This is a genomic window from Streptomyces sp. NPDC005799, assembly GCF_040630525.1.
GTDB lineage: Bacteria > Actinomycetota > Actinomycetes > Streptomycetales > Streptomycetaceae > Streptomyces > Streptomyces griseorubiginosus_B.
The window spans coordinates 125247-141452 of sequence record NZ_JBEXXQ010000023.1 but is presented as its reverse complement, the minus strand read 5'-3'; the positions used below and the strand labels follow the sequence as shown (position 1 = coordinate 141452).

Here is a 16206-nt window from a genome sequence, read left to right as displayed (position 1 = left end):
CTGATCCAAGGCTTACCTGTGGGGCAATCGAATACTCCCGTGACCGAGGGGGAGTGGGGGGAAATGTGCGCACGATAGTGCACCGCCACCTGGGCAAGGTGGTGGCCGGTGCGGCAGTGGCGGTGGCCGCGACCGCCGTGATGGTCGGAATCACCCTGCCGGGGACCGCGGGGGCCGACGAGTCCGGAGGGACGGCCGGGGCGCGGACCGCCAACCAGGCGGCCCAGGCGGACGGCACACCCGCGCCCGGGGTCGTCCAGCAGGCTCCGGCCGAGGGGGACAGGGGCAACGGCCTCGACCCGCTGACCGACGACGAGACCAAGCGGGTCGAGAAGATCGCGCTGAGCCCGCAGCTGCTCAACACCGGCGAGAACGTCCGCGGCGCCCGCGGACCGCAGCGCCTCACCGTCGAGCTGGCCGAGCCCGACACCGACCAGCCGGACAGCCTGACGGCGCCCCGGCGGGCGGACGTGACCTTCTACGACTACCGCGACGACAGTGTCGTCACCAAGACCGTCAACCTGGACACGGGCAAGGTCGAGGGGACCAGCACCCAGCACGACGTCCAGCCGCCGCTGAGCATCGCCGAGCAGACCGAGGCCGCCCGGCTGCTGATCGCGGACCCGCTGGGCGCGGGCCTGAAGGCCGACTACAAGGACGCCACCGGCAAGGAGCTCACCTCCCCGGACCAGCTGACGCTGACCAGCATGGTGTTCCGGGCCACCCCCGGCATCCGGCCGGCCGCGCTCGACAAGTGCGGCGAGCACCGCTGCACCCGGCTGTTCCCGAAGGTCAAGAACGGCGCCTGGATCGACGCCCGGGACTTCGTGATCGACCTCAGTGCCCGCAAGGTCGTCAAGATCGGCTGACCCGGCCTCCGTCCACTTCTCAAACCCACATCTCCTGTAAGGGAGCCATTTCTTCATGCGCGTCAACAGAGACAGCCGTGCCCGCCAGGGGGCGCTGCGCAGGCGGGCCATGGTGGGCCCGCTCGCGGTCGGACTCGTCCTCGGCGGCACGGCGTCCGCCCCCGCCTTCGCCGATCACAAGGAGGCCGCCGCCCCGGCCGCCGCCCCGGCGTGCAGCGCGGCCTACCAGATCGAGCAGAAGCTCTCCACCGGGACCACCTGGCGCATGTGCTGGCGCTTCGAGAGCCGGTCCGGGGTCATCCTGGACGACATCTCCTACCAGCCGCCCGGTGAGTCCCAGCCGATCAAGGTGCTCAACAGCGCCAAGCTCGCCCAGATCGACGTGCCGTACGACGACGGCAGCATCGAGTACAACGACGTCACGGACTACAGCTTCGGCAACGGCCTGCTGAACCTCACGCCCGCCGAGTGCCCGGGCGGCACCATCAAGACCGTCAAGGTGCCCGAGCCCTTCTACTCGGACTCGCCGAACATCAAGGGCCTGTGCGCCACCACGCGCTCCCGCGGACACGCGTACCACATGCTCTCCGACGCCAACAAGACCTATCAGGCGCAGGGCAAGGACCTGCTGCTCTACACGGTCAACAAGGTCGGCTGGTACGAGTACATCACCGAGTGGCGCTTCCAGGACGACGGCACGATGACCATGAACGCCGGCGCGACGGGAAGCCTCTCGCCCGACGACTACGACGCCGGCGACGGCCGCGGCTGGCCCATCGGCAAGGGCGCCCGGGCGTACGCCACCAGCCACAGCCACAACATCTTCTGGCGGCTCGACTTCGGCCTCGACGGCTCCTCCAAGGCCAACGTCGAGCAGTACGACTCGGTCGTCAGTCCGCCGGTGGGCGGCCAGCAGGCGCCGACCAACAAGACGACGATGACCAAGGTCACCAAGGAACTGGCCGGCGACGCCAAGGACATGCGCTGGTGGCGGGTGGTCAGCACGGCCGGCAAGAACAAGGACGGTCACGCGCGCTCGTACGAGATCGTGCAGGGGCCGACGGCCAAGTACCCGGGGCACAACTTCACCAAGCACGACGTGTACTTCACCGAGTACAACGCGTGCGAGCAGTACGCCAGCGGCAACCCGCTCAACTGCGGTGCCGGACACGGCAAGTCGGTCGACACCTGGGTGAACGGCCAGAGCCTGACCCACCCGATCGTCTGGGTCAACGTGGGCTTCCACCACATAGCCAGGGACGAGGACCAGCAGCCGATGCCGGTCCACTGGCAGGGCTTCTCCATCGCCCCGCGCGACGTCACCGCTATGAATCCGCTCACTCCGGCCGCCCTCGCCGGTGAGAACGGACACTGGCACTAAGCCAGTTGAGAATCGACCTGCCCATCCGGCTGCACCGCCGCCCGCTCGCGGAGTACGCTTCCTTGATCGTTGACCTGGGGTGTGCTCGGGGGAGTGGAAGGCGGTGCTTGGGTGGGCTCGGGAGGGCTGGAGCTGCCCCCTGGTGACGAGGGTCACGAGGGGAACTCCGCAGACGTCCCGCCCGGCACGGTGTCCCTGGCCAGGCCCATGGAGACCGGTTCCATCGGGCCGGAGCTGGACTGGGACGCCGAGGCCTGGCGTGAGGTGCGTACGCGCGCCCAGCGAGCCGGCCGCGCCTACATCTGGCTGAACCTCGTCGAACAGCGGCTGCGCGCGGTCGTGGCCGCTGTTCTGCGTCCCATCTACGAACCCGTCCACGGCGACGAGTGGGTGATCGCCGCAGCCGGACCGGCCGGCCAGGAGTGGGTGCAGCGTGCGGTCGCCGTACGCGAAGTCAGCCGCCGCAAGGGCTACTTGCTCGACCCGGCCGACGACAACGTCCTCAGCTTCCTCACCCTGCCCCAGCTGCGCGAGCTGATGGTGCAGCACTGGCCGTGCTTCGAGCCGTACATAGACGACCGCCGCGACGTCGAACTGGCCCTGGACGAGCTGGAGGTGACCCGCAACGTCGTCTCCCGCAACCGGGCCCTGTCCGAGGCCGTCCTGAACCAGGCCGAACGGGCCTCGGCCCGGCTGCTGGACATGCTCGGCGCGGCCGGCGACGTGCCCTCGGCCCGCCGGCTGCCCGTGGACGCGGTGGAGGACCTGGTCGGCGACCGGTACGCGGACGTGGTCGCCGTGCACCCCGACCGGGTGCGGCTGCTGCGCCAGTTCCCCGCCGAGGACATCTTCGGCGGCGCCCGCCGCCTGGACGCCGTGGGCATCGGCCTCAACCTGCTCGTGCAGAACTTCTCCGGCCGCCGGCTGGTGCGCCTGGCCGAGGCGGGCTGCCGGGTACGGCTGCTGTTCCTCAACCCGGCCTCCAGCGCCGTAAAGCGCCGCGAACGCGAACTGGGCATGAAACGCGGCGAGTTGAGCCGCTCGGTCGAGATGAACATCCTGCACATGCGCAGGGTGCGCTCCCGGCTGCGCGACCCCGGCGCCTTCGAGATCCAGGTCTACGACGAGACACCGCGCTTCTCCGCCTACCTCGTCGACGGCGACGGGTCGGACGGCATCGCCGTCGTGCAGTCCTATCTGCGCAGGTCCCGGGGGATGGAGGCGCCGGTGCTCGTGCTGCGCAACGGCAGCCGCGTGGTGAAGTCGGACGAGAAGAACGAAGGGGTCGACAACGGCCTCTTCCCGACATACCGCGAGGAGTTCGAGGCGACGTGGGCGGATTCGCGCCCGGTGTCCTGAACTGTCCAAAACGGTAAGCGGAACGCGGTCCCCTGATTGTCAGTGGCCCATGGGAAGGTGGAGACCACTGGGGGAAAGCACCACCAAGAAGGGGGGCCGCCCATGGGCTGGCACCGGGAGCTGCTGATCGGCTTCGACCTGGAGACGACCGGGACGGACCCGCGCGAGGCGCGGATCGTCACGGGGGCCGTGATCGAGGTCAGGGGCGGGCAGCCCATAGGGCGCCGGGAGTGGCTGGCGGACCCGGGCGTGGAGATCCCGGCGGACGCGGTGGCGGTCCACGGGATCAGCAACGAACGGGCGGCCGCCGAGGGCCGGCCCGCCGACCGTGTGGCGGACGCCATCGCGGACGTCCTCACCACCTACTGGAAGAACGGCGTTCCGGTCGTCGCCTACAACGCGGCCTTCGACCTCAGCCTGCTCTCCGCCGAACTGCGGCGCCATGGACTGCCGTCCCTGCGCGACCGCCTGGGCGGCCTCGATCCCGCCCCCGTCGTCGACCCGTACACCATCGACCGCTGGGTGGACCGCTACCGCCGTGGCAAACGCAACCTCGAAGCCGTCTGCACCGAGTACGGCGTCGCGCTCGACGCCGCTCACAACGCCTCCGCCGACGCGCTCGCGGCGGCCGGACTGGCCTGCGCGATAGCCGACCGTCACCCCAAGATCGCGGCCCTCGGCCCGGCGGAACTGCACCGCCGCCAGATCGAGTGGTACGCGCAATGGGCGGCGGACTTCCAGAGCTTCCTGCGCGGCAAGGGCGACGCGACCGCCGTGGTCGACGGCACATGGCCCTTGCGGGAGTTGACGGACGAGCCGGTGTGAGTGCCGCTCAGACCGGCGCGGGTCCCGAGACCGGCACCACACGGGGCCGCGCGACCCGCTCGTAGTCCGCACCTGACATGCACAGCGACCGGTCAAGACGGGCCGCGTTGAAGTACAGCCGCGGCCGCTCGACGACCTCCGGGTCGGCGACCAGCTCCAGTTCGGGATCGAAGCTGAACGGCAGCACGGTACCGGGCACCGCCCGCGCCAGCCGCTCGGCCGTCCCCACGTCGCTGAAGCCGGCGTACCGGGCCGCGAACAGCGTCCGTACGGCGTCCAGGTCCACCCGCCGGTCCCCGGGGACCACCGCCAGCACGTGCCGGGTGGTGCGGCGGTCGACCTTGACCCGCAGCACGATGCACTTCGCGGCCTGCGACACCGGGTGCCCGCGCAGCGCGCTGACGGTCTCCGTGGTGCCCTCCGGGGCGTGGTCGATCAGCGTGTAGTGGACGTGGGAGGTGTCGAGCAGGTCGATCAGACGCTGGTAGGTGTCGTGGTCGGGCATCGGAGGTCCTTGTCGGGTGCGGGGAGTCCGGTTTCAGGCGGGGTGGCGGCGGTGCGATGGGCGCGCTCGATCGCCTGACCCCAGTAGGTTCCGAAGACCATCAGGGCCGCGCCGAGCGCGGTGAGCGCGGTGAGCCGCTCGCCGCCGAGGGCGATGCCCACCGCGAAGGCCCAGACCGGCTCCGTGCCCAGCAGCAGACTGGCCCGGCTGGCGGACGTGCGCTGCACGGCCCAGGTCTGTGCGAGAAAGGCGAACACACTGCAGAACAGGGCGAGATAGGCGAGCTGGAGCCAGGTCGCCGTACCGGCCCGGGCCAGGTCCGGCATGCCGGGCACGGCGACCGGCAGGAACAGCGCCGTGCCGACGATCATCTGCACGGTCGTCAGGTGCAGCGGACGCACGGCCCGGCCGACGGTCAGCCGCCCCACGAGCGCGACATGCCCGGCCCGGACCACCGCGGCCCCCAGCATCAGCACATCGCCGAGCCGCGGGGCGTGGAACCCGTGACCGGACATGAGCAGCCCGACGGCCACGACACACACCCCGGCGGCGGCGAAGAAGACGGGAGGCGGCCCGCCGCGCCGACGGTCGAGGAGGGGGGTGAGCACGATGGTCAGGCTGATGATCAGCCCCGCGTTGGCGGCGCTGGTGTGGGCGACACCGTACGTCTCCACGACCAGCACCGCGGCCTGCGTCAACCCCAGCGGCACGCCGAGCCGCAGCTCGTCGCGCGTCCACCGGCGCGGCCGCGGGCCCACGGCGACCAGCCCGAGACAGGCGAGCGCGGACAGGGCGTACCGCGCGAACAACACCACCAGGACGGGCAGGGCGGAAGTGGCCGTCTGGGCGGACAGATAGCTCGAACCCCAGACGACGGCGACCAGGACAAGGACGGCATCGGTACGACGAAATTCGGACATGGGCCCACGGTGCACCGCAACCGTCCATGAAGCCCAGTACCAATCTCTTCACCGATCTTTTAGAACTCCTACATCGTGCTCCTAGACTGGAGGCATGGACGAACGGCAACTGAGGATCCTGCGGGAGCTCGGCGAACTCGGCAGCGTCACCGCGGTCGCCGAGGCGCTGCTGGTCACCCCGTCGGCGATCTCCCAGCAGCTACGGCTGCTGCAGCGCGCGATCCCGGTGCCGCTCACCGAACGCCAGGGCCGCCGGCTGGTGCTCACCGACGCCGGGCAGACCCTGGCGGGCGCGGCGATCGAGGTGGAGTCGGCACTGGAGCGGGCCCGCCACAGCGTCGAGGAGTTCCTGAACCGGCCCGACGGGGAGGTGTCGGTGGCCGCGTTCCACAGCGCGGGCGCGGCGTTCTTCCCGCTCCTGCTGCGCGCGCTCGACGGCCCCGACAACCCCGTCCTGACACTCGGGGACGAGGACGTGACGCAGAGCGACTTCCCCCGGCTCACCCGGGAGTACGACCTGGTCCTGGCCCACCGCCTGGACCACGCCCCGCCCTGGCCGGACACGGTGACGGCGACGACGCTCCTGCGCGAACCCCTCGACGTCGCGATGCCGGCCGACCACCCGCTCGCCGCCGCACGCCGGGTGACCCCTCGCGACGTGGCCGACCAGCCCTGGATCACCGTGCACGACGGTTTCCCGGTCATGGCCACCATCGAGGCGATCGGCGCGGCAGCCGGCCGCCGCCTCCACCTGGCCCACCGCATCAACGAGTTCGCGGTGGCGGCGGAGGCCGTGGCGGCGGGCGGGGGCCTGGCCCTGATGCCCCGATGGACGACGCGCCCGCATCCGGACCTGGTCCTCAAGCCCCTCAGCGGCGTACAGGCCAGGCGCCACATCGACGCGCTCCACCGCCCGGAACGCACGGCCAGGGCGGCGGTCAGAACAGTCGTCACCGAGCTTCGACGCGCCGCGGAATCAATCCAGAACAGAGAAAGCGAGGGGACATCGACGCCCTGAAGGGGCGCGGGCCGTATCGAAAATGCGGCCACCGCCGCGTGGGCGCGACCAACCACCGACAATCCGCAGTCGCCGTGTCAGGGCGAACTCCACCCCTTAGGCGCTCAAAACGAGAACCACCGCACCGACTCGTCCCCCTCCCGCAACGACGCCACCCGCCGCTCGAACTCGGCCAACGCCGCCGGATTGCTCGGCGCATGCTGAGCCACCCACGCACAACTCGCCGTCTCCCGAGCCCCCCGCAGCACCGAGCACCCCTCCCACTCCCGCACATCCCACCCATAAACGGCCACGAACCCGTCATAAGCCGCCGCAGGCAACCCGTACCGGTCCCGCGACAGAGCCATCACCACCAGATCGTGCTCCCGCAGATCCGCCGAGAACGTCTCCAGATCCACCAGCACCGGCCCGTCCGACCCGACGTACACGTTCCGGGGCAACGCGTCCCCGTGAATCGGCCCCGGAGCCAGCCGTGGCGTCAACGCGGCCGCGGCCGCCGCGAACCCGTCCCGCCGCTCACGCAAATACGCCGCGTCCGCCGGATCGATGGCGTCCCCCGCCAGCCGCAGCCACCGCTCCACCCCGCCCAGCAACTCCCGTGGCGGCAGGGCGAACGGGGGCGAGGGCAGCGCGTGCACCACCCGCAGCAGTTCGGCCAGATCCCGCGGTTCGGCGGGCCGAACGGGATCCGGCAGACGGTGCCACACGGTCACCGGATGCCCCTCGACCAGCAACGGCTTCGGCTCCGCCACCCGCACGGCCGCGACCCCCGCCTCGGCCAGCCACAGCGCGACGTCCACCTCCCGCCGCGCCCGCGCCAGCAACTCCGCGTCCCGGCCCACCTTGACCACCAGGTCACCGTCGGCGAACACCGCGTTCTCGCCCAGGGCGAGCAGCTCCGCCGTCGGGGGCAGCACCTCCGCCGCGCTCAGTACGTCCCGCGCCGTCGCCTCGTCCATCGCCCGCCTCCGTGTCCGCCGTCGTGTGGCGTCGGGTTCCAGCCAACCGCAGGTCAGTCTCGCATCCGCACAGGTCCGGGACGTGTGCCCGTGCCCTTGACGGGACACACGGCTTTCACGACCATGACCGGGCTCGACTGTCCCGTACACGTAGAGCGTCCCGTACACAGAGGGGAACCTGTGGCAGCGGAGATCGATGCGGGAAGGGTGGTGGAACGCCCCGCCGACCGTGCGGTCTGGTTCCTCGTCCTGCCCGCCCTGCTCCCCATCCTCGTGCTGAGCGTCGGCCCCCTTCTGTACGGCATCCTGCTGGCCTTCACCGACTCCCAGTCCGGCCGGACCGAGCCGACCGGGTGGATCGGCGGCCTCAACTTCCAGGATCTGCTGCACGACACGCTGTTCTGGGAGTCGTTCCGGATCGGGCTGGTGTGGGCCGTGGCGGTGACCGTGCCGCAGTTCCTGCTCGCCCTCGGTCTCGCGCTGCTGCTCAACGAGGACCTGCGGCTGCGCTGGCTGGCCCGCGCCCTCGCGATCGTCCCGTGGGCGATGCCCGAGGTCGTCGTCGGGATCATGTGGCGGCTGGTCTACAACCCGGACGCGGGCGTCCTCAACGAGACCCTGCGCCACCTTGGCCTGGGCGACGGCCATGACTGGCTCAGCGGGCTTGCGACCGCGCTGCCCGCCGTGATCGTCGTCGGCGTGTGGGCGGGCATGCCGCAGACCACCGTCGCACTGCTCGCCGGGCTGCAGAACACCCCGCGCGAACTGCACGAGGCGGCGGCGGTGGACGGCGCGGGCGCCTGGCGCCGCTTCCGCACGGTGACATGGCCCGCGCTGAGACCCGTCGCCGTCGCCATCACCGCCCTCAACCTGATCTGGAACTTCAACTCCTTCGCACTGGTCTACGTGCTGACCAACGGCGGTCCGGGCGGCCGTACCCGGCTGCCGATGCTCTTCGCCTACGAAGAGGCCTTCCGTTACGGGCAGTTCGGGTACGCGGCGGCGATGGGCTGCGTGATGGTCGCGGTGATCTCGGTGCTGCTGGCCCTGTTCCTCGCCGGCCGGCTGAAGGGAGGGGACGACGCATGAGGGTCAACTCCCGTACACGGGTGGGTCAGTACGTCGCCCTGCTCGCGTATCTCGTCTTCCTCGCCTTCCCCTTCCTCTGGTTGCTCTCCACGGCCTTCAAGTCCCCTCGTGAACTGGGCAGCCTGCATCCCACCTGGATCCCACGTCACCCCACGCTCGACAACTTCCGCCAGGCCTTCGACGAGCAGCCCCTGCTGTACGCGGCCCTCAACTCCCTGCTCGCGGCGGCCGGCGCGGCCGTCGTCGCCGTACTGATCGCCACCCCGCTCGCCTATGTCATGGCCCGGCGCCGCACCGCACTGACCCGGGCCGCCACCGGCTGGGTCGTGGTCAGCCAGGCGTTCCCGCTGGTCCTGGTGATCATCCCGCTGTTCCTCGTGCTGAAGAACCTGCGACTGATCGACTCACTGGTGGGGCTCATCCTCGTGTACGTCGTATGGGCGCTGCCGTTCGCGCTGTGGATGCTCGCCGGGTACGTCCGCGCGGTGCCGACGGAGCTCGAGGAGGCGGCGGCGGTGGACGGGGCCGGACGGGTGCGGACCCTCGTCCGCGTGGTCGCCCCGCTGCTCGCACCGGGCATCACGGCGACGGCCCTGTTCACGTTCGTCACCGCGTGGAACGAGTTCTTCTTCGCCCTCGTCCTGCTGAAAACGCCGCAGAAACAGACGCTGCCGGTGGTGCTCACCCATTTCATCGGCGCGGAGGGCGTCGCCGACCTCGGCCCGCTGGCGGCGGCCGCGTTCCTCGCCACGGTGCCCTCCCTCGTCGTCTTCGCCCTCATCCAGCGGCGGATCACCGGCGGCATGCTCACCGGGGCGGTGAAGAACTGATGCGCGGCAGGACGGTCTGCCTCCTCGTCCTCGCCCTGCTCCTGTCCGGCTGCACCGGTGGCGGCGACGGCACCGCGCACGGCCGTATCACCCTCCGCTTCCAGTCCCTGGCCTGGCAGCAGGAGTCGGTCGAGGCCAACAAGCAGCTGGTGAAGGAGTGGAACGCGAGCCATCCGGACGTCAAGGTCGAGTACGTCCAGGGGAGTTGGGACAGCGTCCACGACCAGCTCCTCACCGCCTTCGAGGGCGGCGAGGCCCCCGACGTCATCCACGACGCCTCGGACGACCTCGCCGACTTCGCCTACGGCGGCCACCTCGCCGACCTCCGAGGCCTGCTGCCCGGCAGGCTCAAGGCCGACATCCCCCAGCGCAGTTGGCGGACCACCACCTTCGGCGACGGCGTCTACGGCGTGCCCTTCCTCCAGGAACCACGCGTCCTCGTCGCCAACGCGGCCTGGCTGAAACGGTCCGGCGTACGCATCCCGACGCCCCAACACCCATGGTCCTGGGCGGAGTTCAGAGCCGTCACCCGGCAGCTCGGCGGCAAGGGCACGTACGGCGTCGCCTGGCCGCTGAAGGAACCGGTCTCGGCGACCCTCAACCTGTCGCTGTCGACGGGCGGCCGGCTCTTCCACCGGGGAGCAGGCGGCAAGGTCACCATCCGCTTCGGCACGGGCGACGCAGTGGTGCCCCGCACCATTCACGACCAGGCGAACACCGACCACAGCGCCTCGCCCACGACCCTCGGCAGCGGAGGTTCGGACACGCTGCCCGGTTTCTTCGGCGGCAAGTACGCGATGGTCCCGCTCGGGTTCTCCTACCGCCAGCAGATCGCACAGCAGGCGCCGAAGGATTTCCGCTGGCAGGTGCTGCCCGCCCCGGCCGGTGCCGACGGCCTCGCCCAGGGTGTCAGTCCGCAGACCCTCTCCATCGCCGAGGACAGCCCGCACAAGAAGGAGGCCGCCGCGTTCCTCGACTTCCTGCTGCGGCCGAAGAACATGGTGCGGCTGGCGCTCGGGGACTGGATGCTGCCGACCGGCACCGAGGCCCTCCGGGACCCGGCCCTGCACACCACCAAGGACGGCTGGGCCACCGGCACGGCCCTGGCCGCCGACCTGCGCTCGGCGCCCGCGCAGTCCGTACGCGGCTATCCCGAGTGGAAGGACAAGGTGGCCACGCCCGCCTTCCAGGAGTACTACAGCGGCGCGATCGGCCTCGACGAACTGCGCGACCGGCTGGAAAACGACGGAAACCTGGTGCTCGCCCGTTACCAGCGGTGAGCGCGACACGGAAAACCAGTTGTCCGCCGTGCGGAAGCAAACCTAGCTTTGCGTTCGTGGCAGCGAACAACGCGATCATCATCACCGGTCTCGGCCGGGACTGCACGCACTCCATCCGGATGCGTCGTGGCCCCGGTGCCCTGACCGGCACGGGAAGCCACGCCCGCTGATCCCTTCGCGCCTGTTTCCCCTCCTCTGTCTTCCGGTCAGGGCCTTCGGCTGCCCTTCTCGCCGTTCACGGAAGACAAGGACCGCAGGCCATGGCCCGCCCCACCCGTACCACCCGCGCGCTCTCGCAGAACTTCCTCGCCGACCGCGCCACCGCCGAACACCTGGCCCGCGTCGCCGTCCCACACGGACGACAGGCGCCCCTGCTGCTCGAAGTCGGCGCGGGAAAGGGCGCGTTGACCGAACGGCTCGCCCCGCGCTGCCGGGAGCTGCGCGCCTACGAGATCGACCGGCGCCTCCTCCCCGCGCTGCACACCCGGTTCTCCGGCACACCTCACGTGCACGTGATCGGCGCCGACTTCCTCACCGCGAGGGCACCCGGCACCCCCTTCTCCGTCGCCGGGAACGTGCCCTTCTCCCGCACCGCCGCCATCGTCGACTGGTGCCTGCGGGCACCGGCCCTGACCGACGCCACCCTGCTGACCCAGGTCGAGTACGCCCGCAAACGCACCGGTGACTACGGGAGTTGGACCCTGCTCACGGTGCGCAGCTGGCCGCGCTACGAGTGGCGGTTGGCCGGGCGGGTCGCGCGGACCCGGTTCCGGCCCGTGCCCCGCGTCGACGCCGGGATCGTACGGATCGAGCGGCGCCGCACCCCGCTGCTCGAACCGGCCGCGTACGACGCCTGGCGGCGGCTGGTGGAGCTGGGGTTCTCGGGCGTCGGGGGTTCGCTGCACGCCTCCCTGCGGCGGGCCCACCCCCGCCGCCGGGTGGACGCGGGGTTCCGTGCGGCCGGCCTGGATACCGGGGTCCTCGTGGGCGAGGTGTCCCCACAGCGATGGCTGCGGCTGCATGAGGTGCTGGGCGCATGAGGCGGCGTGGCCCGGAGCCGCCCCAGTGGGCCGTCATCGAATTGACGTGCCCGTCAACGTCGAAGTGCCCTCCTGGGTAGCGCAGTTGGCGATCCTGAGGCAGGCCGACCTGTTCGTCACGCACGCCGGGGCCGGCGGCAGCCAGGAGGGGCTGGCGACCGCCACGCCGATGATTGCCGTACCGCAGGCCGTTGACCAGTTCGGCAACGCGGACATGCTGCAGGGCCTCGGGGTCGCGCGCCGTCTTTCGACGGAGGAGGCGAACGCCGAGACCCTGCGGGAGACCGCCCTTGCCCTCGTCGACGACCCCGAAGTGGCCCGGCGACTGACGGAGGTTCGGGCCGGGATGGACGAGGAGGGCGGCAGCCGGCGGGCCGCCGATCTGATCGAGGCCGAACTCCTCCGGCAGCGGGCGTGATCGAGGGCCCGTTGGTTCCCCCGGGATACCAACGGGCCCTCTGTCAGGGGGAGTCGTCAGACCGTCAGTCGCTCACCGTGCTCCGGTGCCGAGTGGGCGACGACCTCCGGCGACTCGTCGTGCGTGAGGTCGGGCAGACGGTTCAGCCACTTCGGCAGGTACCAGTTGCGCTCGCCGAGCAGGGCCATCACCGCCGGGAGCAGCACGCCCCGGATGATCGTCGCGTCGATGAGCACCGCGGCAGCCAGGCCCACACCCATCTGCTTCATGGACTGCATGGACAGCGTCCCGAAGATCGCGAACACGGCGACCATGATGACCGCGGCGCTGGTGACGACACCGGCCGTGGTGACCACGCCGTGCTGGATCGCGTCCCTCGTCGTGCGCCCCCGCATCCGCGCCTCGCGGATCCGCGAGACCACGAACACGTGGTAGTCCATCGACAGGCCGAACAGGATCACGAAGAGGAACAGCGGCAGCCAGGTGATGATCGCGCCGACGCCCTCCGCGCCCACCAGTGAGGCGCCCCAGCCGTGCTGGAAGACGGCGACGAGGATGCCGTAAGCGGCGCCCACGGAAAGGAGGTTGAGCACGATCGAGGTGATCGCGATGGTCAGCGAGCGGAACGACAGCAGCATCAGCGCGAAGGCGAAGACCACGACGAACGCGAAGACCGGGACGACGGCACCGCCGAGCTGGTCGTTGAAGTCCTTCGAGCCGGCCACCTGCCCGGTGATCGGGGCCTGGAGGCCGTCCACCTTGCCGAGCGTGGCGGGCCGCACCTCGTCGCGCAGCTTCTCCAGGCTGGCGCCCGCCTTGTCCAGGTCGGAGCCGCCGACCAGGGGGACGTAGACGTAGGCGATGTTCTGCGCGTCGTGCAGGGTGATCTGGACCGGGCCGCGCGAGGCGCCCGAACTGATCGCCCGCGCCTTGAAGTCGGCGAGCGCGGACTTCACCTCGGGGGCGTTGATGTCCTTCGCCTTGACGACCACCTCGGCCGGCTCGGAGCCGCCCGGGAAGGCGTCGTTGACGCGGTTGTACGTCTGCACGATCGGCAGCGAGTCACCGAACTCCTGGTCCAGGGTGAGGTTCTGGGTCTTCATGCCGAGGGCGGGGGCCGCCACGGCGAGCAGCGCGCCGGCGGCGACCACCACGGACACGAGCGGTCGGGCGAGCACACCCCTCAGGACCGCTCCCCAGAACCGGCTCTCCCCGCCCGTGCGGGCGGCGCGGCGCTCCATGGCCTTGGCCAGGAAGGGGACGCGGCCCTTCTCGACCCGCTCGCCCAGCAGCGACAGCAGCGCCGGCAGGACGGTCACCGAGCCGACCATGGCGACGGCGACGACCATCAGCGAGGCCAGGCCCATGCCCTCGAACGTGGCGAGCCCGGTGAACAGCATGCCCGCCATCGCCACGCACACCGTGATGCCCGAGACGATGATCGCGCGGCCACTCGTCGCGGCGGCGACCCGCAGGGCCGTCTGCGCGTCGCGTCCCGCGGCCCGCTCCTCGCGCTCGCGGCGCAGATAGAACAGGCAGTAGTCGACGCCCACGGCCAGACCCACCAGCAGCATCACGGAGTTGGCGGTGTCGGTCATCGGCTGGACATGGCTGACGATGCCGATCAGCCCCATCGTCGCCATGATCGCGGTGATCGACAGCGCGACCGGCAGCAGCGCGGCCACCAGCGCGCCGAACGCGATCAGCAGGATGCCGAGGGCCACCGGGACCGCGGAGTACTCGGCCTTCTTGAAGTCGTTGCCGAACGCGTCGTCGAACGTCTTCCGCATGCTCGCGCCGCCGATCTCCTCGATCCGCAGCGTCCGATGGTCCTTCTGCACCCCGGCGACGGCCTTCAGCACGGGCTCCACCCGGTCACCGGCGGTCTCGGAGTCGCCGCGCATGTCGAACTGGACCAGCGCGCTGCGCCCGTCCTTGGAGATCGTGTCCGTGGTGTACGGCGACTTGACGTCCGAGACCTTGCCGGTCCCGTCGACGGCCTTGACGACGGCGCCGACGGCCGACCTGAACTCGCTGTCGGTGGCCTTGAGCCGGCCGTCCTTCGCCTGGATCAGGACCGTCTCGCTCGCCGGTTCCTTGATCCCCGCGTCATCGATGATCCGGGCGGCGGTGTGCGTCTCGCCCTTCAGCTGGTCGCTGTCCTTCAGGTCGACCCGGCCCGCGGCGGAACCGATCCCCATCGCCAGGACGACGAACAGCACCCAGATGCCGACGGCAGCCCATCGGTGGCGGGCGCTCCAGCCGCCGGCCCGGGCGGCTATGCCCCGTACCCGTGTTTCTCGGTTCCCCATGACGGGCTTGCCCCCTTGTGCGCGGTGGCAGCCCCCTGCCGCCACCTTTCGTTACGAAGGTATGGGCGGCGTAAGAGCAACTCGTCGTGCTGCCTGGTGAAGTGCCGTGGCCCGGACTCATCCCCTCGTACCCGGGCGCCTCACCGTTGGGGAGGACGACGGCCCCTTACATCTATCCGGGCTACTCGCGAGTAGTGATCGGGGTGGCGGCCGGTGTCCGGTCCGTCGCCATCGCTCCGACTTTGTCATTACGAAAGCTTGTTGAGTAAGTAACAGCTGCGTGTAGGTGTTGCTCACGGCCACGCTCGCCCGTCAGGGTTTCGCGCAGTCCACCCCCGGGACGCCGGCCGTCGTGCCCACCCCCACGGGGCACGACGGCCGCCCTATGGTGTCCGCCATGACGACGACGTATGCGGCACTGCTGCGCGGGATCAACGTGGGTGGCAAGAAGAAGCTGCCGATGGCCGAGTTGCGGCAGCTGATGGACGGCCTGGGGTACGACCGTGTCCGCACCCATCTGCAGAGCGGTCAGGCCGTCTTCGCCTCGGGCCACGGCGACGAGGAGTCGCTGGCCGCCGAACTCACGGACGCGATCGAGAAGCACTTCGGTTTCTCCGTCGACGTGATCGTCCGCGACCACGCCTATCTGAAGGCGGTCGTCGAGGCCTGCCCCTTCCCGGCCGCGGAGCTGGAGGCCAAGCAGCTGCACGTCACGTACTTCTCGGCGCCGGTCGACGCCGCGCGGTTCGCGGAGATCGACCGGGAGGCCTGTCTGCCGGAGGAGTTCCGGCTCGGCGAGCGGGAGCTGTATCTCTACGTGCCCCAGGGGCTGGGCCGCTCCAAGCTCGCCGAAGTGCTCTCCAGGCCCCGGATCAACAAGGGCCTGATCGCCACGACCCGCAACTGGAACACCGTCGTGAAGCTGGTCGAGCTCACCGCAGAGTGACCTTGCGCGGGCCGAGGTAGGGGGGCGGGAGAGGATCTCGCGGGGCGGGGTCGGACGAGGGTCCTCGAACAGGCGCCCCGCCTCGTCGTCGGTGGCGGCGGCGACCGCGTCCAGCAGGGCGGGCTCGTCCTCGGAAGGGGGCCCCGGCTCCTCGACCCCGGCCAGCGGGAGCCGGCCGTCCCACGGGAGCGTCTCGACGCCGCCGTCTCGCTGCTGCGGGCCGCCGGGACGCCGGCAGGTGAGGCGTGGCGGGCCGTCCGGGCCGGGGCCGCGGATCCGGCGGCGTTCGGGCTCTCGTGGGACGAGTCCCTGCGGGGTGCCTGGTCGTCCGGCACAGCCTCGTCCTGGACCTGGCCTGCCGGGGGTGAGCGGCCGGTTGGAGCGTGTGCGCAGGATCCGCAGGATCTCGGTGACGTACCGCGACTCGTTGTGGTGGTGCGGCCGTTCCGGCGGGA

Annotated in this window: 14 protein-coding genes and 1 pseudogene; 11 read left to right on the top strand and 4 right to left on the bottom strand. The window is 70.8% G+C overall.

Annotated elements, in window-relative coordinates:
- The first annotated feature begins 65 nt into the window (after positions 1-65).
- The 4 genes from ABZ453_RS23480 (at position 66) to ABZ453_RS23465 (ending at position 4434) form a co-directional block, all read left to right on the top strand.
- Positions 66-869 carry a Tat pathway signal sequence domain protein gene (locus ABZ453_RS23480; RefSeq protein WP_359017284.1) on the top strand — a complete coding sequence of 268 codons (804 nt, stop codon included), beginning with the start codon at positions 66-68 and terminating at the stop codon, positions 867-869.
- Positions 870-924: 55 nt separating this feature from the next.
- Positions 925-2250, top strand: coding sequence for a copper amine oxidase (locus tag ABZ453_RS23475; RefSeq protein WP_359017282.1), 1326 nt, complete (start codon positions 925-927; stop codon positions 2248-2250).
- 111 nt (positions 2251-2361) lie between these two features.
- Complete coding sequence (locus ABZ453_RS23470) at positions 2362-3609, top strand: SAV2148 family HEPN domain-containing protein (protein ID WP_359017280.1); 1248 nt, start codon at positions 2362-2364, stop codon at positions 3607-3609.
- Positions 3610-3711: 102 nt separating this feature from the next.
- Positions 3712-4434 carry a 3'-5' exonuclease gene (locus ABZ453_RS23465; protein WP_359017278.1) on the top strand — a complete coding sequence of 241 codons (723 nt, stop codon included), beginning with the start codon at positions 3712-3714 and terminating at the stop codon, positions 4432-4434.
- A gap of 7 nt (positions 4435-4441) precedes the next feature.
- Here the strand turns inward: ABZ453_RS23465 and ABZ453_RS23460 are convergent, their stop codons facing one another.
- Both ABZ453_RS23460 and ABZ453_RS23455 read right to left on the bottom strand, forming a co-directional pair.
- A complete protein-coding gene (locus ABZ453_RS23460; RefSeq protein WP_359017276.1) occupies positions 4442-4939 on the bottom strand; it encodes a YbaK/EbsC family protein in 498 nt (165 codons plus the stop codon).
- Complete coding sequence (locus tag ABZ453_RS23455) at positions 4909-5859, bottom strand: DMT family transporter (RefSeq protein WP_359017274.1); 951 nt, start codon at positions 5857-5859, stop codon at positions 4909-4911. The genes ABZ453_RS23460 and ABZ453_RS23455 overlap by 31 nt, the downstream gene beginning before the upstream one ends.
- Before the next feature lie 94 nt (positions 5860-5953).
- Here ABZ453_RS23455 and ABZ453_RS23450 point away from each other — a divergent pair, with 94 nt between their 5' ends.
- Positions 5954-6877: a LysR family transcriptional regulator gene (locus tag ABZ453_RS23450; protein ID WP_359017272.1), complete on the top strand. Its 924-nt coding sequence runs from the start codon at positions 5954-5956 to the stop codon at positions 6875-6877.
- 104 nt (positions 6878-6981) lie between these two features.
- Here the strand turns inward: ABZ453_RS23450 and ABZ453_RS23445 are convergent, their stop codons facing one another.
- Positions 6982-7836 (bottom strand): aminoglycoside phosphotransferase family protein, encoded by an 855-nt coding sequence (locus ABZ453_RS23445; RefSeq protein ID WP_359017270.1) that lies wholly within the window; start codon positions 7834-7836, stop codon positions 6982-6984.
- A 180-nt stretch (positions 7837-8016) separates the two neighbouring features.
- On the opposite strand from ABZ453_RS23445, the gene ABZ453_RS23440 reads away from it, so the two are divergent.
- From ABZ453_RS23440 to ABZ453_RS23420, 5 genes and pseudogenes are all read left to right on the top strand, one after another.
- Entirely contained in the window at positions 8017-8925 is a 909-nt protein-coding gene (locus ABZ453_RS23440; protein ID WP_359017268.1) for a sugar ABC transporter permease, read from the top strand.
- On the top strand, positions 8922-9755 hold the full coding sequence (locus ABZ453_RS23435) for a carbohydrate ABC transporter permease (protein ID WP_359017266.1): 834 nt from the start codon (positions 8922-8924) through the stop codon (positions 9753-9755). The genes ABZ453_RS23440 and ABZ453_RS23435 overlap by 4 nt, the downstream gene beginning before the upstream one ends.
- Positions 9755-11035, top strand: coding sequence for a sugar ABC transporter substrate-binding protein (locus ABZ453_RS23430; protein ID WP_359017264.1), 1281 nt, complete (start codon positions 9755-9757; stop codon positions 11033-11035). Before ABZ453_RS23435 ends, ABZ453_RS23430 begins: the two co-directional genes overlap by 1 nt.
- Positions 11036-11295: 260 nt before the next feature.
- Entirely contained in the window at positions 11296-12075 is a 780-nt protein-coding gene (erm, locus tag ABZ453_RS23425; protein ID WP_359017262.1) for an ErmE/ErmH/ErmO/ErmR family 23S rRNA (adenine(2058)-N(6))-methyltransferase, read from the top strand.
- Between the two features lie 43 nt (positions 12076-12118).
- Positions 12119-12493: pseudogene (locus ABZ453_RS23420) on the top strand (nucleotide disphospho-sugar-binding domain-containing protein); the annotation flags it as partial.
- A gap of 56 nt (positions 12494-12549) precedes the next feature.
- Here the strand turns inward: ABZ453_RS23420 and ABZ453_RS23415 are convergent.
- A complete protein-coding gene (locus ABZ453_RS23415) occupies positions 12550-14805 on the bottom strand; it encodes an MMPL family transporter (RefSeq protein WP_359017260.1) in 2256 nt (751 codons plus the stop codon).
- A 397-nt stretch (positions 14806-15202) separates the two neighbouring features.
- On the opposite strand from ABZ453_RS23415, the gene ABZ453_RS23410 reads away from it, so the two are divergent.
- Positions 15203-15751 carry a DUF1697 domain-containing protein gene (locus tag ABZ453_RS23410; RefSeq protein WP_359017258.1) on the top strand — a complete coding sequence of 183 codons (549 nt, stop codon included), beginning with the start codon at positions 15203-15205 and terminating at the stop codon, positions 15749-15751.
- Positions 15752-16206 lie beyond the last annotated feature (455 nt).